The 21737-nt window shown below is 61.5% G+C and carries 10 protein-coding genes; all 10 read left to right on the forward strand.

Features of this window, described 5'->3' with window-relative positions:
* The 10 genes from ACFFT4_RS05615 (at position 1) to ACFFT4_RS05660 (ending at position 21516) form a co-directional block, all read left to right on the forward strand.
* The gene (locus ACFFT4_RS05615; protein ID WP_378045778.1) at positions 1 to 867 is read left to right on the forward strand and encodes a carbohydrate ABC transporter permease; all 867 of its coding nucleotides are present in this window, start codon (positions 1 to 3) and stop codon (positions 865 to 867) included.
* 34 nt (positions 868 to 901) lie between these two features.
* Positions 902 to 2950, forward strand: coding sequence for a YIP1 family protein (locus tag ACFFT4_RS05620; protein WP_378045780.1), 2049 nt, complete (start codon positions 902 to 904; stop codon positions 2948 to 2950).
* A complete protein-coding gene (locus ACFFT4_RS05625; protein WP_378045782.1) occupies positions 2943 to 5126 on the forward strand; it encodes a DUF5696 domain-containing protein in 2184 nt (727 codons plus the stop codon). Before ACFFT4_RS05620 ends, ACFFT4_RS05625 begins: the two co-directional genes overlap by 8 nt.
* Positions 5123 to 6022 (forward strand): carbohydrate ABC transporter permease, encoded by a 900-nt coding sequence (locus ACFFT4_RS05630; protein ID WP_116059042.1) that lies wholly within the window; start codon positions 5123 to 5125, stop codon positions 6020 to 6022. The genes ACFFT4_RS05625 and ACFFT4_RS05630 overlap by 4 nt, the downstream gene beginning before the upstream one ends.
* Complete coding sequence (locus ACFFT4_RS05635; protein WP_378045784.1) at positions 6019 to 6996, forward strand: carbohydrate ABC transporter permease; 978 nt, start codon at positions 6019 to 6021, stop codon at positions 6994 to 6996. The genes ACFFT4_RS05630 and ACFFT4_RS05635 overlap by 4 nt, the downstream gene beginning before the upstream one ends.
* Positions 6997 to 7115: 119 nt before the next feature.
* Complete coding sequence (locus ACFFT4_RS05640; RefSeq protein WP_378045785.1) at positions 7116 to 8495, forward strand: ABC transporter substrate-binding protein; 1380 nt, start codon at positions 7116 to 7118, stop codon at positions 8493 to 8495.
* A gap of 107 nt (positions 8496 to 8602) precedes the next feature.
* Positions 8603 to 9847: an alpha-L-fucosidase gene (locus tag ACFFT4_RS05645; protein ID WP_378045788.1), complete on the forward strand. Its 1245-nt coding sequence runs from the start codon at positions 8603 to 8605 to the stop codon at positions 9845 to 9847.
* Between the two features lie 66 nt (positions 9848 to 9913).
* Positions 9914 to 16156 carry a LamG-like jellyroll fold domain-containing protein gene (locus ACFFT4_RS05650; protein WP_378045790.1) on the forward strand — a complete coding sequence of 2081 codons (6243 nt, stop codon included), beginning with the start codon at positions 9914 to 9916 and terminating at the stop codon, positions 16154 to 16156.
* Between the two features lie 102 nt (positions 16157 to 16258).
* Positions 16259 to 20149 carry a LamG-like jellyroll fold domain-containing protein gene (locus ACFFT4_RS05655; RefSeq protein WP_378045791.1) on the forward strand — a complete coding sequence of 1297 codons (3891 nt, stop codon included), beginning with the start codon at positions 16259 to 16261 and terminating at the stop codon, positions 20147 to 20149.
* Positions 20146 to 21516 (forward strand): alpha-L-fucosidase, encoded by a 1371-nt coding sequence (locus tag ACFFT4_RS05660; protein ID WP_378045792.1) that lies wholly within the window; start codon positions 20146 to 20148, stop codon positions 21514 to 21516. Before ACFFT4_RS05655 ends, ACFFT4_RS05660 begins: the two co-directional genes overlap by 4 nt.
* Positions 21517 to 21737: the final 221 nt, after the last annotated feature.

Below are 21737 nucleotides of genomic sequence, written 5' to 3' on the forward strand. Positions count from 1 at the left end.
ATGGCAACGATCGCCAATCAACTGCGCAAGATGACGCCGTTCGAAACGCTGCTGCTCATCGGCTTGCTGCTGCTGGCCGCCTTCATGTCGCTGCCGATCGTCTTCATCGTGAATCACGCGTTCAAGCCTTTTCACGAGCTGTTCCTGTTTCCGCCGACGTTCCTGGCGAAGGAGCCGACGCTGACGAATTTTTACGACCTGTTCCTGCGTCCGGGGGCGACGATCGTGCCGTTCTCGCGCTACCTGTACAACAGCGTGCTCGTGGCCGCGCTGGCGATGGCCGCCGTCATCCTGTCCAGCTGCATGGCCGCGTACGTGCTGTCCAAGCTGAAATTCGGACCGAAGCGGATCGTGATGGCTGCGATTATGCTGGCGCTCATGTACGCGGCCGAGACGGTGGCGATTCCGCGCTATTTGATCATCGGCTGGCTGCACTTGAACAATACGTACTTCGGCCACGTGCTGCCGATCGTCGCCTCTCCGGTCGCGGTGTTTCTGATCAAGCAGTTCATCGATCAAATTCCGAACGAGCTGCTGGAGGCGGCCAAGATCGACGGAGCGTCGGAATTCCGGGTGTTCGCCCGCATCATCGTGCCGCTGGCGATGCCCGCCATCGCCACGATCTCGATCATCACGTTCCAGGGCGTGTGGGGCGATACGTCCGCATCGACACTGTTCATGCAGGACGAGACGATGAAGACGCTGCCTTATTATATGACGACGCTCACGAGCGGGGCGGCGAATACGGTTGCCGGCCAGGGGATGGCGGCGGCCGCCGGGCTGCTGCTGTTTCTGCCGAATCTGATTATCTTCCTGCTGGCGCAAAGAAGGATCATGGAGACAATGATCCATTCGGGCGTGAAGTAGAACGAAACGAGGCGAATGTATGAGGATGCGAACGATGGCGAGATTCGTCCCGACGCTGCTGGCCGTCCTCCTGTTGTTCCCGGAGTACGCCTCCGCCTGGCAGCCCTACGATACGTTCTATGTCTCTCACGGAACCGGAGGCGCAGGCACGAGAACGTACTGGATGCAGGATGTCTACACGGTCGGAACGACGATCGTCGGAAAAGACGGGCAGGCGATGAAGCAGCCGAGCGACCTGTTCGTCGCGCCGGACGACCGGCTGTTCGTCGCGGACAAAGGCAACGATCGGGTGATCGAATACAACCGCGAGGGGAGGTGGACGAGAAGCATCGGCGACGGCGAGGGAGACGGCGCGCTGAAGGCGCCGGAAGGGGTGTTCGTTCGGCCGGACGGCACGATCTACGTAGCCGATACGGGGCATCAGCGCATTGCCGTGTTCGCTGCGGACGGGACCTTCCTGCAAGCGTTCGGGAAGCCGGAGGAAGGGCTGATGCCGCCGTCCTACTTTTTCATGCCGACGAAGGTGAGCGTGGATGCGAGAGGCGTTATGTATATCGTCTCCAAAGGCTCCTATCAGGGGCTTGTGCGAATGGACGGGAAAGGCGAATTCACCGGCTTCTTCGGCGGCAACCGCACGGCGGGCACGTGGCTGGATCGGCTGAAGCGGACCGTGTTTACGAAGGAGCAGCTGGCGAAGGAGGAGCTCAAGCGGCCTCCCGAGCCGAGCAACGCGACGATCGACGACGGCGGGTACGTGTACGTGACGACGACGGGAGTGACCGCGGACGCGGTGAAAAAGCTGACCGCCGGCGGCGTGAACCGGTTCACGCGCCTTAAGACGGCCCCATTCGCCGAATCCGACCAGATCGCGGATGTCGCGACGGACGGGCGGGACTTCTTCTACGTCCTCGACCGGAAGGAAAACACATGGGACGGGATGATCTCGATCTACAGCCCCGGAGGGACCCAGCTGTTCGCGTTCGGCCGCGTTCGCAAGGAGCCGCAGCAGCGAGGCGTGCTGTCCTATCCGGTCGGGATCGGCATCGATTCCCGGCATCGCCTGTGGGTGCTCGATTCCGATCAGGGGCTGCTGCAGGCCTACGACCGAACCGAATTCGGCGACGCGGTGCTGACGGCCGCGGCCGATTACTACGTCGGCGATTACGAGAAGAGCGAACAGAACTGGAACAAGGTGATGTCGTATAACGAGCTTATCGGCCTGGCCTATTCGGGAATGGGGGAAATCGCGGCCAAGCAGGGACGAACGAAGGACGCGATGGAGGCTTTCCGCATCGCCTACGACAACGAAAGGTATTCCGACGCCTATTGGACCTACCGGCTGGAATGGATTCAAAGCGATCTCGGCTACATCGCGGGCGCCGTCGCGCTCGCTTGGGCGCTCTACAGGTTTGTCCTGCGGCGATTCGCAGGGCGGGCAAGCAAAGTCGTTCCGGCTTCCGTCGGCCGCGTCGGCCGGGAGCTGCGGGATGCCTGGCGGACGATGTTTCATCCGTTCGACGGCTTCTACCGGATCAAAGGCCGGAAGCTGTCATCATTCACCTTGCTGGCGATCGTTCTGCTGCTCGTCGGGGTGAAGACCGCTTCCTTGTATTGGACCGGCTTTATCTTTCATCCGTACAACCTGGACAGAATCAAGCCGGTATCGGAAATCGCCCGCTTCCTGGCTCCGCTCGCCGCGTGGGTGGTCGCCAACTATTTGGTCAGCACGGTCAAGGACGGGGAAGGGCGGTTCCGCGACGTGCTGCAGTCGAGCCTGTTCGCGCTGATGCCTTATATCGCGCTCATGCCGCTGTCGATCGCGCTATCGCGCCTGCTGGTGCTGGAGGAAGGCATTCTCGTCTCGTCGCTGGCGACGCTGACATGGCTGTGGAGCGGCGCTCTGCTTCTCGTCAGCTCCCAGGTCGTCCATAATTTCGAATTCGTGGAAAACGTGAAGAACAGCGCCATCACCGTCGTGGCGATCGGCATTCTGTTTCTGTTCGCCGCGGTTACGACCGGCCTGACCTATAATGTGTCGGACTTTATCTATCAACTGTACAAGGAGGCGACCGTCTTTGGCTAACTTGACCGGACGCAAGAGACTGTGGCTTGCCGCGGCGCTCGTCGCGGCCGCGGTCCTCGCGGGACTTGCGATTCGCGGCCTGGCGGCGCCTCCCGCGGCGGAATCGTTCGATGCCGCGGCATATGCGGCCGCGCCGATCGCCCTCCCGCAGGGCGCCGCTTGGCAGCCGTCGGACCTCGACGCGCAGGGCTTCGCGGTGGCGGCGCGAACGCAGCGCTACGAGCTGCTCGTGCAGCCTGCCACGGGCCAGGTCATCGTCCAGGATGCAAGCAGCGGCGAACGGTGGCGGAGCAATCCCGATCCGGCCGCGCTGGAGAACGAATCGGTCGGCGGCGCCTTGCGAAAGAACCTGGAATCGCCGTTCATTCTGGAATATTACGAGCAATCCAAGGTGCAGCGCCTGGTGACGAACGTCCTGGAACCAAGCGCAACGCCGACCTTCACCGCCATGGACGACGGCGTGGCCGTGCGGTTCGACATCGGAAAGCTGGATATTGCGTTCAGCATGCTGTATCAGTTGACGGCGGACGGCTTCCGCGTGTCGATCCCCGCCGCGGGGATCGAGGAGAACGGCAAGTTCCGCATCCTGTCGATCGATCCGCTGCCGTTCTTCGGCGCGGCCGACGATGCCGTGCCGGGCTACCTGTTCGTGCCGGACGGCCCCGGCGGACTGATCCGTTTTCCCCGGGAACGGGAAATCGTCGGGGGCGGCTACTACCAATACGTGTACGGCCCGGAAATGACGAACAAAACGTTCGGCCCGGTTACGGTCTCGATGCCGGTATTCGGATTGAAACGCGGAGACCGCGCCTTCGTCGCCGTCATCGTCGCGGGGGAGAAGGCTTCCGCCATCCGGGGCCTGCCCTCGGGCCTGGTCAGCACGCTGAATTCCGTCAACGCGCGTTTTCTGTACCGCGAGGAATACAACCGGCGGCTTAATCTGAGCGGCCGATCGCTCCGGGTGTTCCAGGAGGAGCCGCTGCGGGAGGACCGGGCCATCCAGTACGCGTTTCTGGACGGGGAGGAAGCCGACTATGCCGGCATGGCCAAGCGCTATCGGCAGCAGCTGCTGGACGCCGGGCAGCTCGGTCCGCCGTTGGAGCCGCAGCCGGATGTCCCGCTGCATCTGACGCTCGTCGGAGGAGATACGATCTACTACGGCAGCCGCCGTTACGAGACGGCGACGACTTTCGGGCAGGCGGAAGAGATGCTGGCGCAGCTCAAGGAGGCGGGCCTGAACAATGTCCAAGTTACGCTGCTGAATTGGCAGCGCGGAGGCAGCATGAGCCCGACGTTAAAGCTCGACCCGGAGAAGAAGCTGGGCGGGGAAGAGGGGTTAAAGGCGCTCGTCGATACGGCGCACGAGCTCGGATACCGGCTCTATCTGGCGGTCGATCTCGTGCAGGGCGATTCGGAGGCGCTCAAGCTGGCGCCCAAGACGCACGGCATTCGTTCGGCGGAGGGCGACGTCCTGTTCCTGGACGAATACTTCTTCCTCAATCCGAACGTGACCTACGAGTTGGCTCTGGATTTGATTCGCGACGCCGGCAAGCTTGGCGCGGACGGCATTCTGTACGATTGGCTCGGCGACGCGTTATTTCGGGACTACAATCCGCAGCGCGGCTATACGAGGAACGATACCGCCGCCGCGTTCAACCGGATTCTGGAGCTGACGCGGCGCGAACTGGGCGGAGTCGGCGCTTATCTGGGCAACGCCTACGCGCTCCGATCGCTGACGGACATTCAGCAGCTGCCGTCCGAAACCCATAAATACTACGCGATCGATGAGACCGTCCCTTTTTATCCGATGGTCCTTCACGGCAGCGTCGCGTATTCGATGACCGACGGGAACCTGCGCGACAATAACGAGGACGAATTTCTGAAGGCGATCGAATACGGAGCCGTTCCTGCCTTCACCTTGACGGCGGAGAGCAGCCGAACGCTGATGGACACGAAGACGCGGGGATTGTTCGCAAGCCGATTCTCGCAGTGGAAGGAAAAGCTGGTGCGGGAATACGAGGCGTTTAACCGCTTGGCGGATATCGCCGATCAGCCGATGATCGGGCACGCCAAGCGCGCGGATGGCGTCTTCGCCACGAAGTATGCGAACGGAACGACGGTCGTCGTCGATTATAACGCCAAATCTTTCCGCGTGGAGAAAGGAGGAGCGGAATGAACCCGAACCGTTCCCGCCGACGGGCCAAATTCCGGTACCAATGGAGAAGCCGGGGGCAGGCCTATCTGTTCATGCTGCCCTGGATGATCGGGTTCTGCGTCTTCATGGCGTTCCCGATCGGCTGGTCGCTGTACCTGACCTTCCAGAAGGTGAATCTGACCGGCTCCGGTTCGTTCGCTTACCGCTTCGTCGGCCTGCAAAATTTCAAGGACGCGCTGCTGAAGGACAACGAGTATCCGATTCAGCTGCTGACCTTCTTCCAGCAAATGATTCTGATGCTGCCGATCATCATCGTCTTCTCGCTGCTCGTCTCGCTGATGCTGAACCAGAAATTCAAAGGGAGGTTCGTCTATCGGGCGATCTTTTTCCTCCCGGTCGTCTTCTCTACGGGGCAGGTGCTTACGGAGCTGTTCCAGCAGGGAGCCGGGAACGTGCCCTTCCTGACGCAGTACGGCATTGACGGATATATCAAGGACAACTTCAGCCCGTCGACGGCGGCGATGATGACGCAGCTGCTGGGGATGATGATTCTCATTCTGTGGTCCTCCGGCGTGCAGATTCTGATCTTCATCGCCGGCTTCCAGACGATCCCCAAGGCGATCTACGAAGCGGTCCGGATCGACGGGGCTTCGCCGTGGGCGAGCTTCTGGAAAATCACGCTTCCCGGCATCAAGCCGTTCATCGGGCTGAATTTGCTGTACACGATGGTAGATTTATTTACTTTCCCGTTTAACCCGGTCATGGAGCAGATCAGGAGCAACATGTTTAACGTCTCGACGGGCTACGGCTACGCCAGCGCGCTCGCCTGGTTCTATTTTCTGCTTATCGTCGTGATGATCGCGCTGATCCTGTGGTTTCTGAACCGCACGGGCCGGAACAAGGAGGAATGGACATGAAGACCGCGCTGCTCGTGAAGCAGTATTCGCAGAGGGCGCGTCTCGCGCTCGTAAACCGGAAGGCGCAGAAGGTCAAATTGCTGCTTCTCGGACAGCACATGAACGACGGCCTCGTCGCCAAGCTGGTTCTGATCTTCCTGCTGTCGATCGTGGCGTATCTGTACCTTCAGCCTCTCTTTTACATGATTTCGACGATGCTGAAATCGCTGGCGGACTTGCTCGACCCGACGGTGCAGTGGATTCCGCGGGCGATCGACTGGGGCAATCTGGACAATGCGTACACAGGTCTCCATTACGCCAGCTCTCTCGTCCATACGCTGACGCTGGCGGTCGTTCCGTCGCTCATCTCGATTCTCGTCTGCTCATTGACGGGATACGCGCTGGCGAGGCTCCAGTTCCCGGGGAAAAGCGTGTTTTTCGCGCTCATTTTCATGACGTTCCTGATTCCTCCCCAGATTATCATCATTCCGCTGTACGTCATCTACAGCAAGCTGGGGTGGCTGGATACGCCGCTTGTGTTCATCGTGCCGGCTCTGTTCGGGCAGGGGCTCAAGAGCGCGCTGTTCATCCTTATTTTTCGGCAGTTTTTCCTCTCGCTGCCCAAGGCGCTGGAGGAAGCGGCGATGCTCGACGGCGCCAGTCTGTTCCGGCTGTTCTTCCGGATCATCCTGCCTTTGTCGGTTCCCGCCTGCCTGGTCGTCTTCCTGTTCTCGTTCGTCTGGCACTGGAACGAAGGCTACCTGTCGTCGATGTTTCTGTCGCACGATTTTGTGCCGCTGTCCCTGCGGCTGTCCAATCTGGAGACGGAAATCTTCGGCCAGGCGCCGACGATGGAAATGCTGGCCGTCAATCCGGTGACCGAGGGAACGAAGATGGCCGGCGCTTTCCTGATCGTCTTCCCGCCGCTGCTGGTCTATATGATCGCGCAGAGATGGTTCGTCGAAGGCGTGGAACGCACCGGAATCGTAGATTAAGAGGCCAGAGATTACGTTCGGGAGGGATGCCATTGCCGTTAACGCAAGCGTAATCGCAAGAGACAGGTCAGGGGTTATGTGCACAGGTGCAACGCCAATTCCAATCGGGAGATGAGAAAATGTTAAAAAAACGCAAGCATGTGATGGTTCTCGTATCGATTCTGCTGGCCGCAATGGTCGCAAGCGGCTGCTCGGGCGGCAACGGCGGCGCAAGTCCGTCGTCGGCGGCGAGCCAGCCGTCGGAGTCGGCCGCGGAAAGTCCGTCGCCGTCCCCGGAACAGCCGGAGGAGCCGGTTACGATCCGCCTGCTCGTCTGGGGACCGGAGCTGTGGACCCAGACGATTCCGGAAAAATTCCAGGAGAAGTATCCGAACATCACGCTGCAGGTCGAGAAAATCGACGGCGGCGACAACGCCTCCGTGCTCGAGAAGCTGACCGCCCTGAGCGCCGCCGGCACGCCGGCCGATCTGACCTGGGTGCCGGGCATTCCGGGCTTTATGAAGGACGACTTGCTGCTCGATCTTACGCCGTACATGGACAGCGATTCGGTGCTGTCCGCGGCGCAGCTGTCCGACCCGGTCAAGGACGCGCTGTCCTGGAAAGGAAAGCTGGTCGCCCTGCCCCGCGCGGTCGACGCGCACGTTCTGTTCGTCAACAAAGATCTGCTCGCCAAGCACGGCATGGATATGCCGACGAAGGATTGGACGTGGGACGACTTCCGCGACATGGCCAAAAAAGCGACGGACGCGAACGCCGGAGAGTTCGGGCTTGCTTCCGGTCCGTTCAACTTTATGACCACGCCGCAGGTGTACGCGGTGTCCAACGGACTTGCGCCGAATCTGAACTTCATGAACGAAGACTGGACCCAGAGTCTGATTACCGATCCGCAGGTTCTGCAGGCCGTGCAATGGTACGGCGATCTGGGCTGGGTGGACGGCTCCCGTCCGAGCGAAGCGCAGTCGGGCGAAGCCGGTCTTGACGCCAACGGCTGGGGGAGCTGGCTGTCCGGCAAAATCGCCTTCGACATCATGGGGACGTGGGAAGGCAACGCTCGCAAGCAGGGAGCGCAGTTCGACTGGGACGTCGTGCCGTTCCCGAACGGCTCGAACGGATCGGTCGGCTACAACGCGATCTCGCCGATCGGCATTCTGAAGGGCTCCAAATACGCCAACGAAGCGGCCAAATTTCTCTCCTGGCTCCTGTCCGAGGACGGGCAGCGGGTGCTCATGTCCGACGGCAATATTCCGCTCACGGCGGATGCCAAGCTGTGGGACGAAGTCGCGCAGACGGGAAGCTGGGAAGGCAAGAACATCCGGGAAGCGGTCCAGGCCGACAGCTGGATACGGACGGTCGTCGGCGAAGAGAAATATATTCCGTGGTGGGGGGAGGAAACCGGGGCGCTGTTCAAGAATGGAGGAGACGTAAGCGTCTTTCAGAAGTGGGGAGAAGAGTTCAATAAGGCGGCGCCCGCACTCCGTCAGGAGATGGGCTTGGAATAAGCAAGGCCGGGCGGTCGCCGGGTAGACACAAGCGAAGGACGTGGGAAGGACGGGGCGGATCGAATGCCGTCCCGTCTCCCGATGAGATTCGGAAAGGGGAAGGATTGATGAAGGCAGCAGGGGCAAGACCGACGGTTCAGCAGCTGCGCTGGCAGGACTATGAGCTCGGCATGTTCTGCCATTTTGGGCTGAACACGTTCGGCGATAAGGAATGGGGGGACGGGACGGACGATCCCGCGCGGTTTGATCCGCAGGCGTTCGACCCGAGGCAGTGGGTGAGCGCGGCGCAGGCGGCGGGGTTCCGCTACTTGATTCTGACCGCCAAGCATCACGACGGCTTCTGCCTGTGGCCGACGGAGACGACTGATTATTCGGTGCGCTCCAGTCCGTGGCGGGACGGCAAAGGGGACATCGTGCGGGAGGTGGCCGACGCCTGCGCCGAGGCCGGACTGCCGTTCGGCCTGTACTTGTCGCCGTGGGATCGGCATGAGCCTTGTTATGCCGACAAAGAGGCGTACGACGATTTCTACTGCCGCCAGTTGACCGAGCTGCTGACCGGCTACGGACCGCTCGTCGAAGTATGGTTCGACGGGGCGGGCTCCGAAGGACGGGAATACGACTGGCGGCGGATTATGGATTTGGCGGCGAGACATCAGCCGGACGCCATGATCTTTAACATGGGCCGTCCGACGATCCGCTGGGTCGGCAACGAGGACGGCGTCGCGCCTTATCCGTGCTGGAATACGGCGGAAACGGCCAAAGCGAGCCTGTTTACGAAAGATATGCTCACCTGGCTGCCGGATACGTCCGCCTGGGTGCCGGCGGAATGCGACGTGCCGATCCGCGAGCTGCAATGGTTCTGGCATCCCGGCGCAGAGGAGCGCTTACTGCCGCTTGAACGGCTGCTCGACATCTATTATCGCTCCGTCGGCCACGGCGCGAATTTGCTGCTGAATATTGCCCCCGACGATCGCGGATTGCTGCCCGAGGCGGACGTGAAGCGCGCGATGGAGCTCGGAAACGAGATTCGGCGCCGGTTCGATCATCCGCTCGGAGAGACGGAGGGAGCCGGGAATGAGCTGACGATGGAATGGCCGTCTCCGCAGACATTCGATCATGCGGTCGTTCAGGAGCGAATCGAGGAAGGCGAACGCGTGCGCGACTACCGGCTTGAGGCCAGGGTCGACGGACGATGGAGGACGATAGCCGAGGGCAGCGCGATCGGGCACAAAAAAATCGACCGCTTCGCTCCGGTGACCGCCGACGGCTTGCGGCTGACCGTCCGCCAAGCCGATGCGGAGCCGCTCATTCGTCGAATGGCGTGTTACTTCGCGGACGATGCCCGCTCGTAAGATTTGCCGTTGGTCGGATGAGAAAACCTTGAAAATGTGATTGCCAATAAGGAGAGGGGTATGAACATGTCTCGTTCAGCAACGCCCATGTCCGCTTTATTGTCCATTGTAATGTGCGTTTCTTTGCTCTTCGGGGCGACGGCGGGACCGTCGCCGGCCGCCGCGTCGGCTCCGAATCCGGCCCGGGCTTTCGCGTTCGACGAAGGTCAGGGCGGCGGAGCGGCCGACAGCGTAAGCGGCGTCCCGCACGCGATCTCGGGCACGCCGGTCTGGGTTCCGGGCAAGATCGGCCAGGCGCTCGATTTCGACGGACAGACGACGTCCGTCGTGATGGACGCCTTCGACAAGTCCGCTTTCACGATGACGGCCTGGATCAAGCCCCGGTCGTACGCATACAACCATTTTATCGTAGGACAAGGCGTATCCGGCACGCAGCCCGATATGTTCAACTGGTGGGTGAACGACGGAAAGCTGTTTTTTCTGGTGAGCGACTCGGCGGGCAACGGCTTCGGGCTGTGGCCGTTCTCCACGGCCAACGATTCCGTTCCGCTCGACGAATGGACGCATGTGGCGGTGTCGCGCAGCGGCAGCGTCTTTAAGCTGTACGTGAACGGGGCGCCGGCGGCGAGCAAGAGCGCCTCCGGCGCGATCGATCTGTCCGGCAATCCGAATCCGCTGCGAATCGGCGCCCAGAATACGTCCGCCGGGGAACCGATGGGCGTGTTCGACGGAGCGATCGACGAATTCACGATCTATTCGGAAGCGCTTACGGACATGCAGATCGCGGCCATCGCCGCGGAAGGAGGCGGAACCTTGACGGAGACGACCTATTACGTAGATTCGGCGGCGGGAAACGATGCCAATTCCGGTACGGTCGAGGAGGCTCCCTGGCGCACGCTGGACAAGGTGAACGCCGCGACGTTCCAGCCCGGCGACCGGATTTTGCTGAAGGCGGGATCGTCGTGGACCGGGCAGCTCTGGCCCAAGGGCTCCGGAACGGCGGCCAAGCCGATCGTCGTCGACCGGTACGGCCAAGGAGCCAAGCCGGCCATTCACGGCGCCGGTCTATACCAAGAGACAGTGAAGCTGTTCAATCAGCAGTATTGGGAGATCAACAATCTGGAGCTTACGAACGTCGCCGAGGTGCGCCAGACGCGCCGGGCGGTATGGATCGAGGCGCAGGACATCGGCATCGCTCGGCACATCCATCTGAAGAACTTGGACATTCACGACGTAAGCGGGCAAACGGAGGTTCAGGACCTCGAGTCGGGCGGCATCATTGTCCGGGTCACCGGCAGCGCGACGCCGACCAAGTTCGACGACGTGCTTATCGAGGGCAACACGTTTACGGACGTCGACAGCACCGGCATCTTCGTGCGCAGCAACTGGCGCAACCGCGATACGCGAACCGACGGGGTCGGGCCTTGGCTCGGGATGACGAACCTTGTCATTCGCGGCAACAGCCTGAACCGCACGGGCGGAGACGCGATCATTGTATGTGAGGGCGACGCGCCGTTGGTCGAGCATAACGTGGCGGCTCACAGCTATTACGATTCGGTCGGCTACCACGCGGCGATCTGGGCGATCAATTCCGACGACGCGCTGTTCCAGTACAATGAAGCGTACAAGACGCACAACACGCTGGATGGGATGGCCTTCGATATCGACGAGCTGTGCAACAACTGCGTGATGCAGTACAACTACAGCCACGACAACGAAGGCGGGTTTATGCTATTGGTCGGACAGCGGGGCGAGGGGACCGGATACGACCGCGGCGGCATCGTGCGCTACAATGTCAGCGAGAACGACGGGACGGCGCTCATTCAGGCGGTCGGACGGCTCGACGATTACCAGGTGTACAACAACACGTTCTATACCGGGCCGGAATCGAACGCAAGGTTTCTGATGGCGCCGGACGGGAACAACCTGCCGGAGGGGACGCTGAGCTTCCGGAACAATATCATTTACAATTTGGGAACGAACCTGACCTATTATTGCGGAAACGCGACGTGTACGTTCGATTCCAATACGTTCTACGGTAATCATGATGCGAGCGGGCCGGCGGACGCGAACAAGCTGACGACCGATCCGGGTCTGGTCGCTCCGGGCTTCGGGAGCATTGGGCGCACGACGACGGACGGCTACAAGCTGGCGGCGGGATCGCCGTCGCTGGGCAGCGGCACGCTCATAGCGGGCAGCGGAGGCCAAGACTATTGGGGCAACGCCGTGTCGGCGTCGGCGGCTCCGAATCGCGGCGCTTACAACGGCGCGGGTCAGCAGGTTACGTTTATCCCGAAAGCAACGATCGCCGTCGACGGAACGCTTGGCGACTGGGCCGGCCTGCCGGATATCGATCTGAACGCGCAGGGGCAGGTGGAAATGCCGGACTACGGCGGAACCGAGGATTTGAGCGGCAAAATCGCTTTCGCATGGGATGACGATTATTTGTACCTGTCCGCCAGCGTTCGCGACGACGTTCATCATCAACCGGAGACGGGCGACGGCATCTGGCTCGGCGACAGCGTGCAGTTCGCGATATCGCCGGGCGCTCCCGGCTCCAGCTCCTCATGGTATGAATTCGGCATGGCGCTTACGTCCGCGGGGCCGCAATTGTACCGGTGGTCGGGCATCGGCCACTCCGGCGGCTTCGTCACCAGCGGGCAGCTGGCGATCGTCCGGAACGAGCCGGCGGGCGACACCCGTTACGAGCTGGCGCTTCCCTGGGCCGAGCTCTCTCCGATCGCTGCCGCGGACGGCGCGTTCAGCCTGTCGCTGCTCGTGAACGACAACGACGGCTCAGGCCGGAAAGGCTGGATCGAGTGGGGCGGCGGCATCGGCGGCAGCAAGGATTCCGCTCTGTTCCATCCGGCGGCGCTGTCCGGAGCTTCCGCCTCCCGGAGCCCGGCGGAGAACGCTATCGCGCTTGCCGGGATTTTGGGATCCGGGACGCTCCTGAGCGAAGGGAAGTCCGCGATCGTCTCCTCGATCGGCAACGGGAACGACGGCTCTCGGGCGTTCGACGGCTCGCCCTCCACCAAGTGGGAGAGTCAGAACGCCGATCCGCAATGGCTGATCGCAGATCTTGGAAAGCCGCACCTCATCAATCGCGTAAAGCTCGTGTGGGACGACAACGCATACGCGACGAGCTATAAAATCCGGATCTCGGACGATCTCATTCATTGGACGGAGGCGTACTCGACAACGAACGGCTCCGGCGGCACGCTGGACGTAAGCTTCGCCGACACGGAGGGCCGCTTCGTCCAGATGTACGGCACGAAACGAAGCGGAGCAACGGCTTACGCCGTCTACGAGTTCGAAGTGTACGGCGAGGAAATTCCGTACACGCCGCCCACCGTCGCGCCGCTGCTGCCGCATTTGCCGATCCCGACCGACTCGCAGCTCGCTTATCAGAAGATGGAGACGATCGCGTTCGCCCATTTCGGGATGAATACGTTCACCGAGCGGGAATGGGGCACCGGGGACGAGGACCCGACGCTGTTCAATCCGACGGATTTCGATGCCAGACAGTGGGTCAGCGCCTTGAAAGACGCCGGCTTTAAGCTGCTGATCCTGACCGCCAAGCATCATGACGGATTCGCTTTATGGCCGAGCGCTTACACGACGCACGACGTGGCGTCCAGCCCCTGGAAGAACGGGCAGGGCGACGTGGTCAAGGAAGTGTCCGACGCCTGCCAGGAGTTCGGAATCAAATTCGGCCTTTATTTGTCGCCGTGGGATATGCACGAACCGACTTACGGCACGGGGGAACCGTACAACGATTTCTTCGTGAACCAGCTGACCGAGCTGTTGACCAACTACGGGGAAATCAGCGAAATGTGGTTCGACGGCGCGAAGGGCGAGAACACTCCCCAGGAGTACGATACGGAACGCTGGTATTCCGTCATCCGTCAGCTGCAGCCCAATGCGATCATCTGGGGAATGCCGGGGGATGCGCGGTATATCGGCAACGAAGACGGTATCGCCAGCGCGACGAACTGGTCCAAGGTTATCCCTCAGCAGCCGGGCAATCCGTACTGGTCGCCCAACCAATACGGGGAGGGATTCCCGAACGGAACGGTCTGGCAGTCCGGCGAGGCCGACGTGCCGCTGCGGCCGGGCTGGTTCTACCACGATTGGGAGGACAGCCATATCAAGAGCTTGTCGTCCTTGATCGATATTTACCAGCAGTCGGTCGGACGAGGAGCCAATCTGCTGCTTAACGTGTCGCCCGACAAGCGCGGCAAGCTGCCCGAAGCGGATATCGCCCGCCTTATGGAGCTGAGGGAATGGATCGATGACGCTTACGGCGCGAATGCGGCGGCCGGCGCGTCCGCTGCGGCCAGCAATACGCGCGGAGGCGCTGCCGTTTACTCGCCCGCGAACGTCGTCGATACGGATTACGACAGTTACTGGGCGACGGACGATAACGTCACGACGGGTTACGTCGAACTCGATTTCGGAGCGGAGAAATCGTTCGACGCCGTCGTGCTGCAGGAGTATATCCCGCTCGGTCAACGCATTGCCGGCTTTCAGGTGCAAGTATGGAAGAACAATGCCTGGGAGACGGCGGCGACCGGCACGACCGTCGGCTACAAGCGGATCGTGACGTTCCCGGCCGTTGCCGCTTCCAAGCTGCGGATTCAAATCACATCCTCCCAAGCGGCGCCGGCGCTTAATTTCGTCGGGGCTTACGATATCGACGCCGCCGGGGGAGGAGGCTCAAGCGTCGATCAGGACCGGGAGCAGTATTTTTCCTTTGACGAGGGGCAGGGCGGCAGTGTGACGGAGAGCGTCAGCGGACAAACGCTCGCCATTCAGGGCGGCTATTCCTGGGTTCCCGGGAAAGTCGGTCAAGCGCTTGCGTTTAACGGCTGGGATACGTCGATCGTTACCGATTCGATCGTCAAGCAGAATTTTACCTTCGCGGCGTGGATCAAGCCGTCGTCCGACAGCACGAACCGGCTCATTGTCGGCCAAGGGGAATCGGGCAGCGGAATCAATATGTTCAACTGGTGGATCGTCGACGGCCGGATGGAATTTCTTATGTCCGACGAGCTTGGCCAAGGGCATAATCTGTGGCCGTTCGCGACGGCGAACCAGTCGATTCCGCTAAACGAGTGGACGCACGTGGCAGTGTCCAAATCGGGCAGCGAGTTCAAGCTGTATATCAACGGCCAGCTCGCGGTCAGCAAGACGGCCTCGTCCGCGATCCCGCAGCCGAACAACCCGAATCCGTTCCGGATCGGGGGACAGAATGCGAACGGCGGCGCGGGAGAGGTGTTCGACGGGGCGATCGACGAGCTGCGGATGTACCCGAGAACGCTCACCGATCAGGAGATTTACGCGCTGAGCCAGACGGGCGGACAGCAGCCCGGACAACCGATCAACGTTGCGCTGATCGGCGACAGCATCACGACGGGCAGCTATCCGTCGCAGCTGCAGCAGCTGCTCGGATCGGATTATTACGTGAATCCTTACGGGGCGGGCGGTACGACGATGCTGAAGAACGGGGATCACCCGTATTGGGATTCCTGGGAGTTCGTCAACAGCTCGAACTGGGACCCCGACATCGTCGTCATCATGCTCGGCACGAACGATTCGGCGGCGCAGAACTGGCAGTACAGCGCCGATTACGTCTCCGATTACCTGGATATGATCGATCATTACCGCGGCCTGCCTTCGAGTCCTGTCGTGTACGTGGCGACTTCGCCGCACGATTATTGGCCGGGCAACGTCGTCACAAGCGAAGTCGTGCCGCTGCAGATCCAGGCGGCGGCTTCCGCCGGCGCGACCGTCATTCACGTCAATCCGCAGACACAGGGCATGGCGCACAATTTTCCCGATAACGTGCACCCGAACGACGCAGGCTCGACTGCGATCGCAACGACGATCTATAACGCGCTGAAGCCGTCGAGCCTGCCAACGCTGACCCAGGCCTTCTCGCGGATCGAAGCGGAGAGCTTCAGCGCCAAGAGCGGTTCGGTGCAGGCCGAGCCGAGCAGCGAAGGCACGGACAATCTCGGGTTTATCGGGACGGGAGATTATGTCATGTACGAGAACGTGAACTTCGGACTCGGCGCCTCCGTCATCGACGCGCGAATCGCCGGAGATTCCGCGGTCGGCAAAATCGAGGTGCGGCTGGACAGTCCGACCGGGACGCTGCTCGGAACGGTCGACGGAGTGAACACCGGCTCCTATCAGACGTACACGACGGTTCAGACCTCGCTCGGAGCCGTTACCGGCGTTCATAACGTCTATCTCGTATTTACGGCCGGACTGAACTTGAACTGGTTCCAGTTCCGGCAGTAAGCCGGAGTTCGGCGGCCGGGACCCGGCGGGCCTGTGGAGGCCTGCCGGGTTTGCCTCCGGCCGGCGCTGCGCGGTCACCATTCGGAAGGAGGAGAAGACAGGATGAAAATCAAGCTTAAGCCCGCATCGGCGTTTGTCGTATGCGGCTGGCTGCTGCTGCTGGCGATCTGCATGACGGCGGAATCTCCCGAAACGCAGGCCGGCGGAGGAACGTCGAGAACCTATTACGTAGATTCGGCTGCCGGAAACGACGCCAACGCGGGGACGCGCGCGAACGCCCCCTGGCGCACGCTGGACAAGGTGAACGCAGTGACATTCCAGCCCGGCGACCGGATTTTGCTGAAGGCGGGATCGTCGTGGACCGGGCAGCTCTGGCCCAAGGGCTCCGGCACGGCGGCCAAGCCGATCGTCGTCGACCGGTACGGCGAAGGAGCCAAGCCGGCCATTCACGGCGCCGGTCTATACCAAGAGACAGTGAAGCTGTTCAATCAGCAGTATTGGGAAATCAACAATCTCGAGCTTACGAACGTCGGCGAGGTGCGTCAGACGCGCCGGGCGGTATGGATCGAGGCGCAGGACATCGGCACGGCCAGCCATATCCATCTGAAGAACCTGGACATTCACGACGTGAACGGGCAAACGGAGGTTCAGGATCTCGAGTCGGGCGGCATCATCGTCCGGGTGACCGGCAGCGCGACGCCGACCAAGTTCGACGACGTACTTATCGAGGGCAACACGTTTACGGACGTGGACAGCACCGGCATCTTCGTGCGCAGCAACTGGCGCAACCGGGATACGCGCACCGACGGGGTCGGGCCTTGGCTCGGAATGACGAACCTCGTCATTCGCGGCAACAGCCTGAACCGCACGGGCGGGGACGCGATCGTCGTATGCGAGGGCGACGCGCCGTTGGTCGAGCATAATGTGGCGGCTCACAGCTATTACGATTCGGTCGGGTACCACGCGGCGATCTGGGCGATCAATTCGGACGACGCGCTGTTCCAGTACAATGAAGCGTACAAGACGCACAACACGCTGGACGGGATGGCCTTCGACATCGACGAGCTGTGCAACAACTGCGTGATGCAGTACAACTACAGCCACGACAACGAGGGCGGGTTTATGCTGCTGGTCGGACAGCGTGGCGAGGGGACCGGATACGACCGCGGCGGCATCGTGCGGTATAACGTCAGCGAGAACGACGGGACGGCGCTCATTCAGGCGGTCGGACGGCTGGACGATTACCAGGTGTACAACAACACGTTCTATACCGGTCCGGAATCGAACGCAAGGTTCCTGATGGCGCCGGACGGGAACAACCTGCCGGAAGGAACGCTGAGCTTCCGGAACAACATCATCTATAATCTGGGGTCGAACCTGACGTATTATTGCGGAAACGCGGCGTGTACGTTCGATTCCAATACGTTCTACGGCAATCATGACCCGAGCGAGCCGGCGGACGCAAACAAGCTGACGACCGATCCGGGCCTGGTCGCTCCGGGTTTCGGGAGTATCGGCCGCACGACGACGGACGGCTACAAGCTGGCGGCGGGATCGCCGTCGCTGGGCAGCGGCACGCTCATAGCGGGCAGCGGAGGCCGGGACTATTGGGGCAACGCCGTGTCGGCGTCCGCGGCTCCGAATCGCGGTGCTTACAACGGTTCGGGATTGCCGGACGAGAACGCAGGCGGAGGCATTCTCAGCTATGTGATCCAGACTGGCAGGACGGAAACCCGTCTCGTTCGGTCGGCCGAGCCGACGACGGCCGCGGTGAAAGCGAATAAGCCGATCACGGTCACCGATGCGGAAGGTCTGTCGAAAACCTATTATCCGGGTCAGGGCAATCTGATCTACCTCACGATTTCCCAAGATGCGTTAAAGCTGACCGGTAAGGTCAAAAACCTCAAGCCGAGCGGGAAGTATTCGTTGCAGGGAGAAGACGCCTATCGTAACGACGAACTGCCGCTGCTCCTTCAAGTGGACAATACGATCGCTCCGCGCGCCCGCATCGACGCGCAGTTCGCGATCGGCGACCGGACGGTGCCGGTCCGGGTCGCGCCGGGTCAAACGGCTGAAATCGCCTTATCGGCTCCCGGCTTCGAGACAGCCGGCAGCTACCGCGTGGTCGGGGAGATTCTCGACCGAGGCAAGCCGGTTGCCCGGCTGACGAAGGACATTGTCGTGAAGGAGCCTTTGCGGATACAGGCCAGGCATCTGGCAGGCGCGGCAGGCATGGAGCCGGAGACGCTGCGGGTGACGATCCGCAACGAATCCGACCGCGCGAGAACGGTCGAGGAGCTCGCATGGACCATCGGCGACGCGCAGGGAACGGAGCTGCCGAACGCCGAGATCGCGGCGGGGGCCGAGCTGACGATCGACCTGCCGCTCTCCGGTCTGGAGCCGTCCCGGCGTTACCCGGTTACGCTTGCGCTTCGCGCGGCAGGCGGACTGTCGCTGGACTATGAAGGGAGCCTGATCGCCGTCACGTCTTTAGCGCGACAAAGCATTGTCGTGGACGGAGAACCGGACGACTTGACGCCGATACCGTTCATAGAGCTGCCCAACCAGGGCCGGATCGAGATTCCGGACTACGGAGGCGCGCGGGATCTTGGCGGGGACGTCCGGGTCACATGGGACGAGGAGCATCTGTATATCGCGGCGGCGATCCGCGACAATCGCTTCTCGCAAAACCAGTCGCAAGGCCAAATCTGGCTGGGGGACTCCATCCAGTTCGCCTTCTCGCCCGGCATGCCGGGAGACAGCGCAGATTGGCATGAATTCGGGATGGCGCTGACGCCCGACGGGCCGCAGCTGTATCGCTGGACAGGAATCGGCCAGCCGGCGGGGCTTGTCGCCGGCGCCCCGTTATCGATTGTCCGGAATGAAACCTTGAGCGAGACCCGCTACGAGCTTGCGCTTCCCTGGGAGGAGCTGGCTCCGATCGTGCCGGCCGACGGCGCGTTTGCGTTCTCGCTGCTGATCAACGACGATGACGGCGACGGCCGGAGAGGCTGGATCGAATGGGGCGGCGGCATCGGCGGCGGCAAAAACCCCGCCCAGTACTTGCCGGTGCGGCTGAGCGGCCCGATCGAGCGCGAATTGGTCGGCATCGCGATACCGGAGCCGCTGGCTTACAGCGCGATTCCGGTCCCGTTGACGGCGGTAGCGGCGTACGCCGACGGGTTCACGGCGCGAACCTCCCATGCGCAGTGGTCGACCTCCGATCCCGATATCGCAACCGTTGCCGACGGGATCGTCACGTTCACGGGGAATACCGGGCCGGTATCGATTACCGCTTCCTACTCCGGTTTCGAGGCATCCGTCAGCGCGGTCGTGGAGGAGCTGGGACAATATTATCCGTTCGACGAAGGGCAGGGAGCCCGGACGAAAGAAGCGAACGGCGGCTTGGACTACGATATCGAAGGCACGCCGACATGGGTGGACGGGAAGGTCGGCCAAGCGCTGCTGTTCTACGGCAATTCGATCCGAATTCCTCCGATCGCCAAGGCGGATTTCACGTTTGCGGCCTGGATCAAGCCGGAATCCGATGCCTACAATCATCATATTTTGGGTCAGGGAACGAGCGGCAGTCAGGAAAATATGTTTAACTGGTGGATTTCGAACGGTCAGATGTATTTCCTGGTCAGCGACGCGCAGGGCCAGGGACACGGAATGTGGCCGTTCAATACGGATGCCGGGTCCATCCCGACCGGCGAGTGGACGCATGTCGCCGCAAGCCGGGAAGGCAGCGAATTCCGGTTGTACATTAACGGAACCCGCGTGCTCAGCAAGTCGGTCGATCCGATCCAGAACCAGCTGGACAATCCGAATGTCTTCCGGATCGGGGCGCAGAACGGTTCGGACGGCAACGCTTCGGAGGGCTTCCACGGCGCGATCGACGAACTGAGATTATACCCGGAAGCGCTCGGGGACGAACAGATCCGGCAAATCTGGCTGGATGCGCTAGACGAGGGAGAAGGAGCGAATCCATGACGGAGCGAGAGCAGCACGTGCACGAAGGGGTCCACGGCTACAGCGGCAGCAAGATGTGGGTACGGCCGGAAGATCCGCTGCTGCGGGAACGGCTCGAATGGTTTCAGGACCAGAAGCTGGGGTTGATGATGCACTGGGGGCCGTATTCCCAGATCGGGGCGGTGGAATCCTGGGCGCTCAGCGACGAAGACGCGGCGTGGTCCAGAAGCGAGCTCGAATGGGACGTGGACGGCGAGGAATTAAAGCGGCACTACTTCGGCCTGAACCGTTCGTTTAATCCGGTGCGCTTCGAGCCTCGGGTGTGGGCGGACTTGGCGGCGGAAGGCGGCTTCAAGTATTTTATTTTTACGACGAAGCACCATGACGGCTTCTGCATGTGGGACACCGACACGACGGATTATCGGATAACGGGGCCGGATTGTCCGTTCCGCTCCCATCGTTACGCGGATGCGTGCAAGCATTTGTTCGACGCTTTTCGGGAGAAAGGAATGGCCATTGCGGCTTATTACTCCAAAGCGGACTGGCATACGCCGGATTATTGGAAGCCGGGGATCGCCGGAGGCAGCCGCAGAGGGCCCAACTACGATCCGCAGGAAGATCCCGAAGCATGGGAACGATTCGTGGCCTTCACCCATGCGCAGATCGACGAGCTGACGACCCGTTACGGGCGCATCGACGCGTTATGGCTGGATGCCGGCTGGGTTCGCCGTGAGGAAGGGCAGGACATCCGGCTCGAGGAAGCGGTGGAACGCGCGCGGCGGTCACAGCCGTGGCTGCTGGCGGTCGACCGGACCGTGGGCGGCCCTTACGAGAATTACGTGACCCCGGAGCAGACGGTGCCCGAAGCCCCGTTATTCGTCCCGTGGGAGAGCTGCATCACGATCGGAGACGCTTTCTCCTATCGCTTCGACGAGCGTTACAAGCCGACGCGCGACATCGTCGCGCTGCTGCTTGAAGTCGTGGCGAAGGGCGGCAATCTGGCGCTGAACGTCGCGCCGCAGCCGGACGGAAGACTGCCGCGCCAGGCGGCGGAGCGGATCAGGGAGTTGGGCGCATGGCTTGCCGTTCATGGCGAGGGCATCTATCGGACTCGCATTTGCGAGCCGTATTTTGCGGACGAGTGCGCCTTTACGCGGAGAGAGGATCGGGTGTACGTCTATCGTCTCTACCGGGACGAAGAGGAACAGGTGCCGGAACAGATCGCGGTGCCGTATCGCGGCCCGGTAAGCCGAGTTGAGCTAATGGGGGCGGACGAACCGCTGTCTTTCAAGATCGTGGATCAAGGCCTCGTGATCTGTCTGCCGCCGTCCGAGGCGGAGCAGGGGAGAACGGCGCCTTATGCATACGGATTCCGCCTATTCGTTTAATAGGAAAAGATAATCGATAGAGAGGTTGTCGTGCATGTATCTCCTTGCGCTGCGATCCTGAATGGGAAGAGCTAACCCGTTAAGGGGGCGATTTCAGGAGCGGATGAGGCGGTCGCCGGAGATACATGCATTTTTTCATCCCTATCCCGCCGCGGAGCTCTATTCCGATTGTTTTTGTCTTTTTAGACGCATACTATGCCCGAGCAAAAGCAGGATAAATC

The organism is Cohnella cellulosilytica, from assembly GCF_042431195.1.
GTDB classification, from domain to species: domain Bacteria; phylum Bacillota; class Bacilli; order Paenibacillales; family Paenibacillaceae; genus Cohnella; species Cohnella cellulosilytica.

What these genes read in the sequence shown, in the direction of transcription:
- ACFFT4_RS05650 (WP_378045790.1), top strand. Translation starts at nt 9,914, where the DNA reads ATGTCTCGTTCAGCAACGCCCATGTCCGCTTTATTGTCCATTGTAATG.
- ACFFT4_RS05635 (WP_378045784.1), top strand. Translation starts at nt 6,019, where the DNA reads ATGAAGACCGCGCTGCTCGTGAAGCAGTATTCGCAGAGGGCGCGTCTC.
- ACFFT4_RS05645 (WP_378045788.1), top strand. Translation starts at nt 8,603, where the DNA reads ATGAAGGCAGCAGGGGCAAGACCGACGGTTCAGCAGCTGCGCTGGCAG.
- ACFFT4_RS05660 (WP_378045792.1), top strand. Translation starts at nt 20,146, where the DNA reads ATGACGGAGCGAGAGCAGCACGTGCACGAAGGGGTCCACGGCTACAGC.
- ACFFT4_RS05620 (WP_378045780.1), top strand. Translation starts at nt 902, where the DNA reads ATGGCGAGATTCGTCCCGACGCTGCTGGCCGTCCTCCTGTTGTTCCCG.
- ACFFT4_RS05615 (WP_378045778.1), top strand. Translation starts at nt 1, where the DNA reads ATGGCAACGATCGCCAATCAACTGCGCAAGATGACGCCGTTCGAAACG.
- ACFFT4_RS05630 (WP_116059042.1), top strand. Translation starts at nt 5,123, where the DNA reads ATGAACCCGAACCGTTCCCGCCGACGGGCCAAATTCCGGTACCAATGG.
- ACFFT4_RS05655 (WP_378045791.1), top strand. Translation starts at nt 16,259, where the DNA reads ATGAAAATCAAGCTTAAGCCCGCATCGGCGTTTGTCGTATGCGGCTGG.
- ACFFT4_RS05640 (WP_378045785.1), top strand. Translation starts at nt 7,116, where the DNA reads ATGTTAAAAAAACGCAAGCATGTGATGGTTCTCGTATCGATTCTGCTG.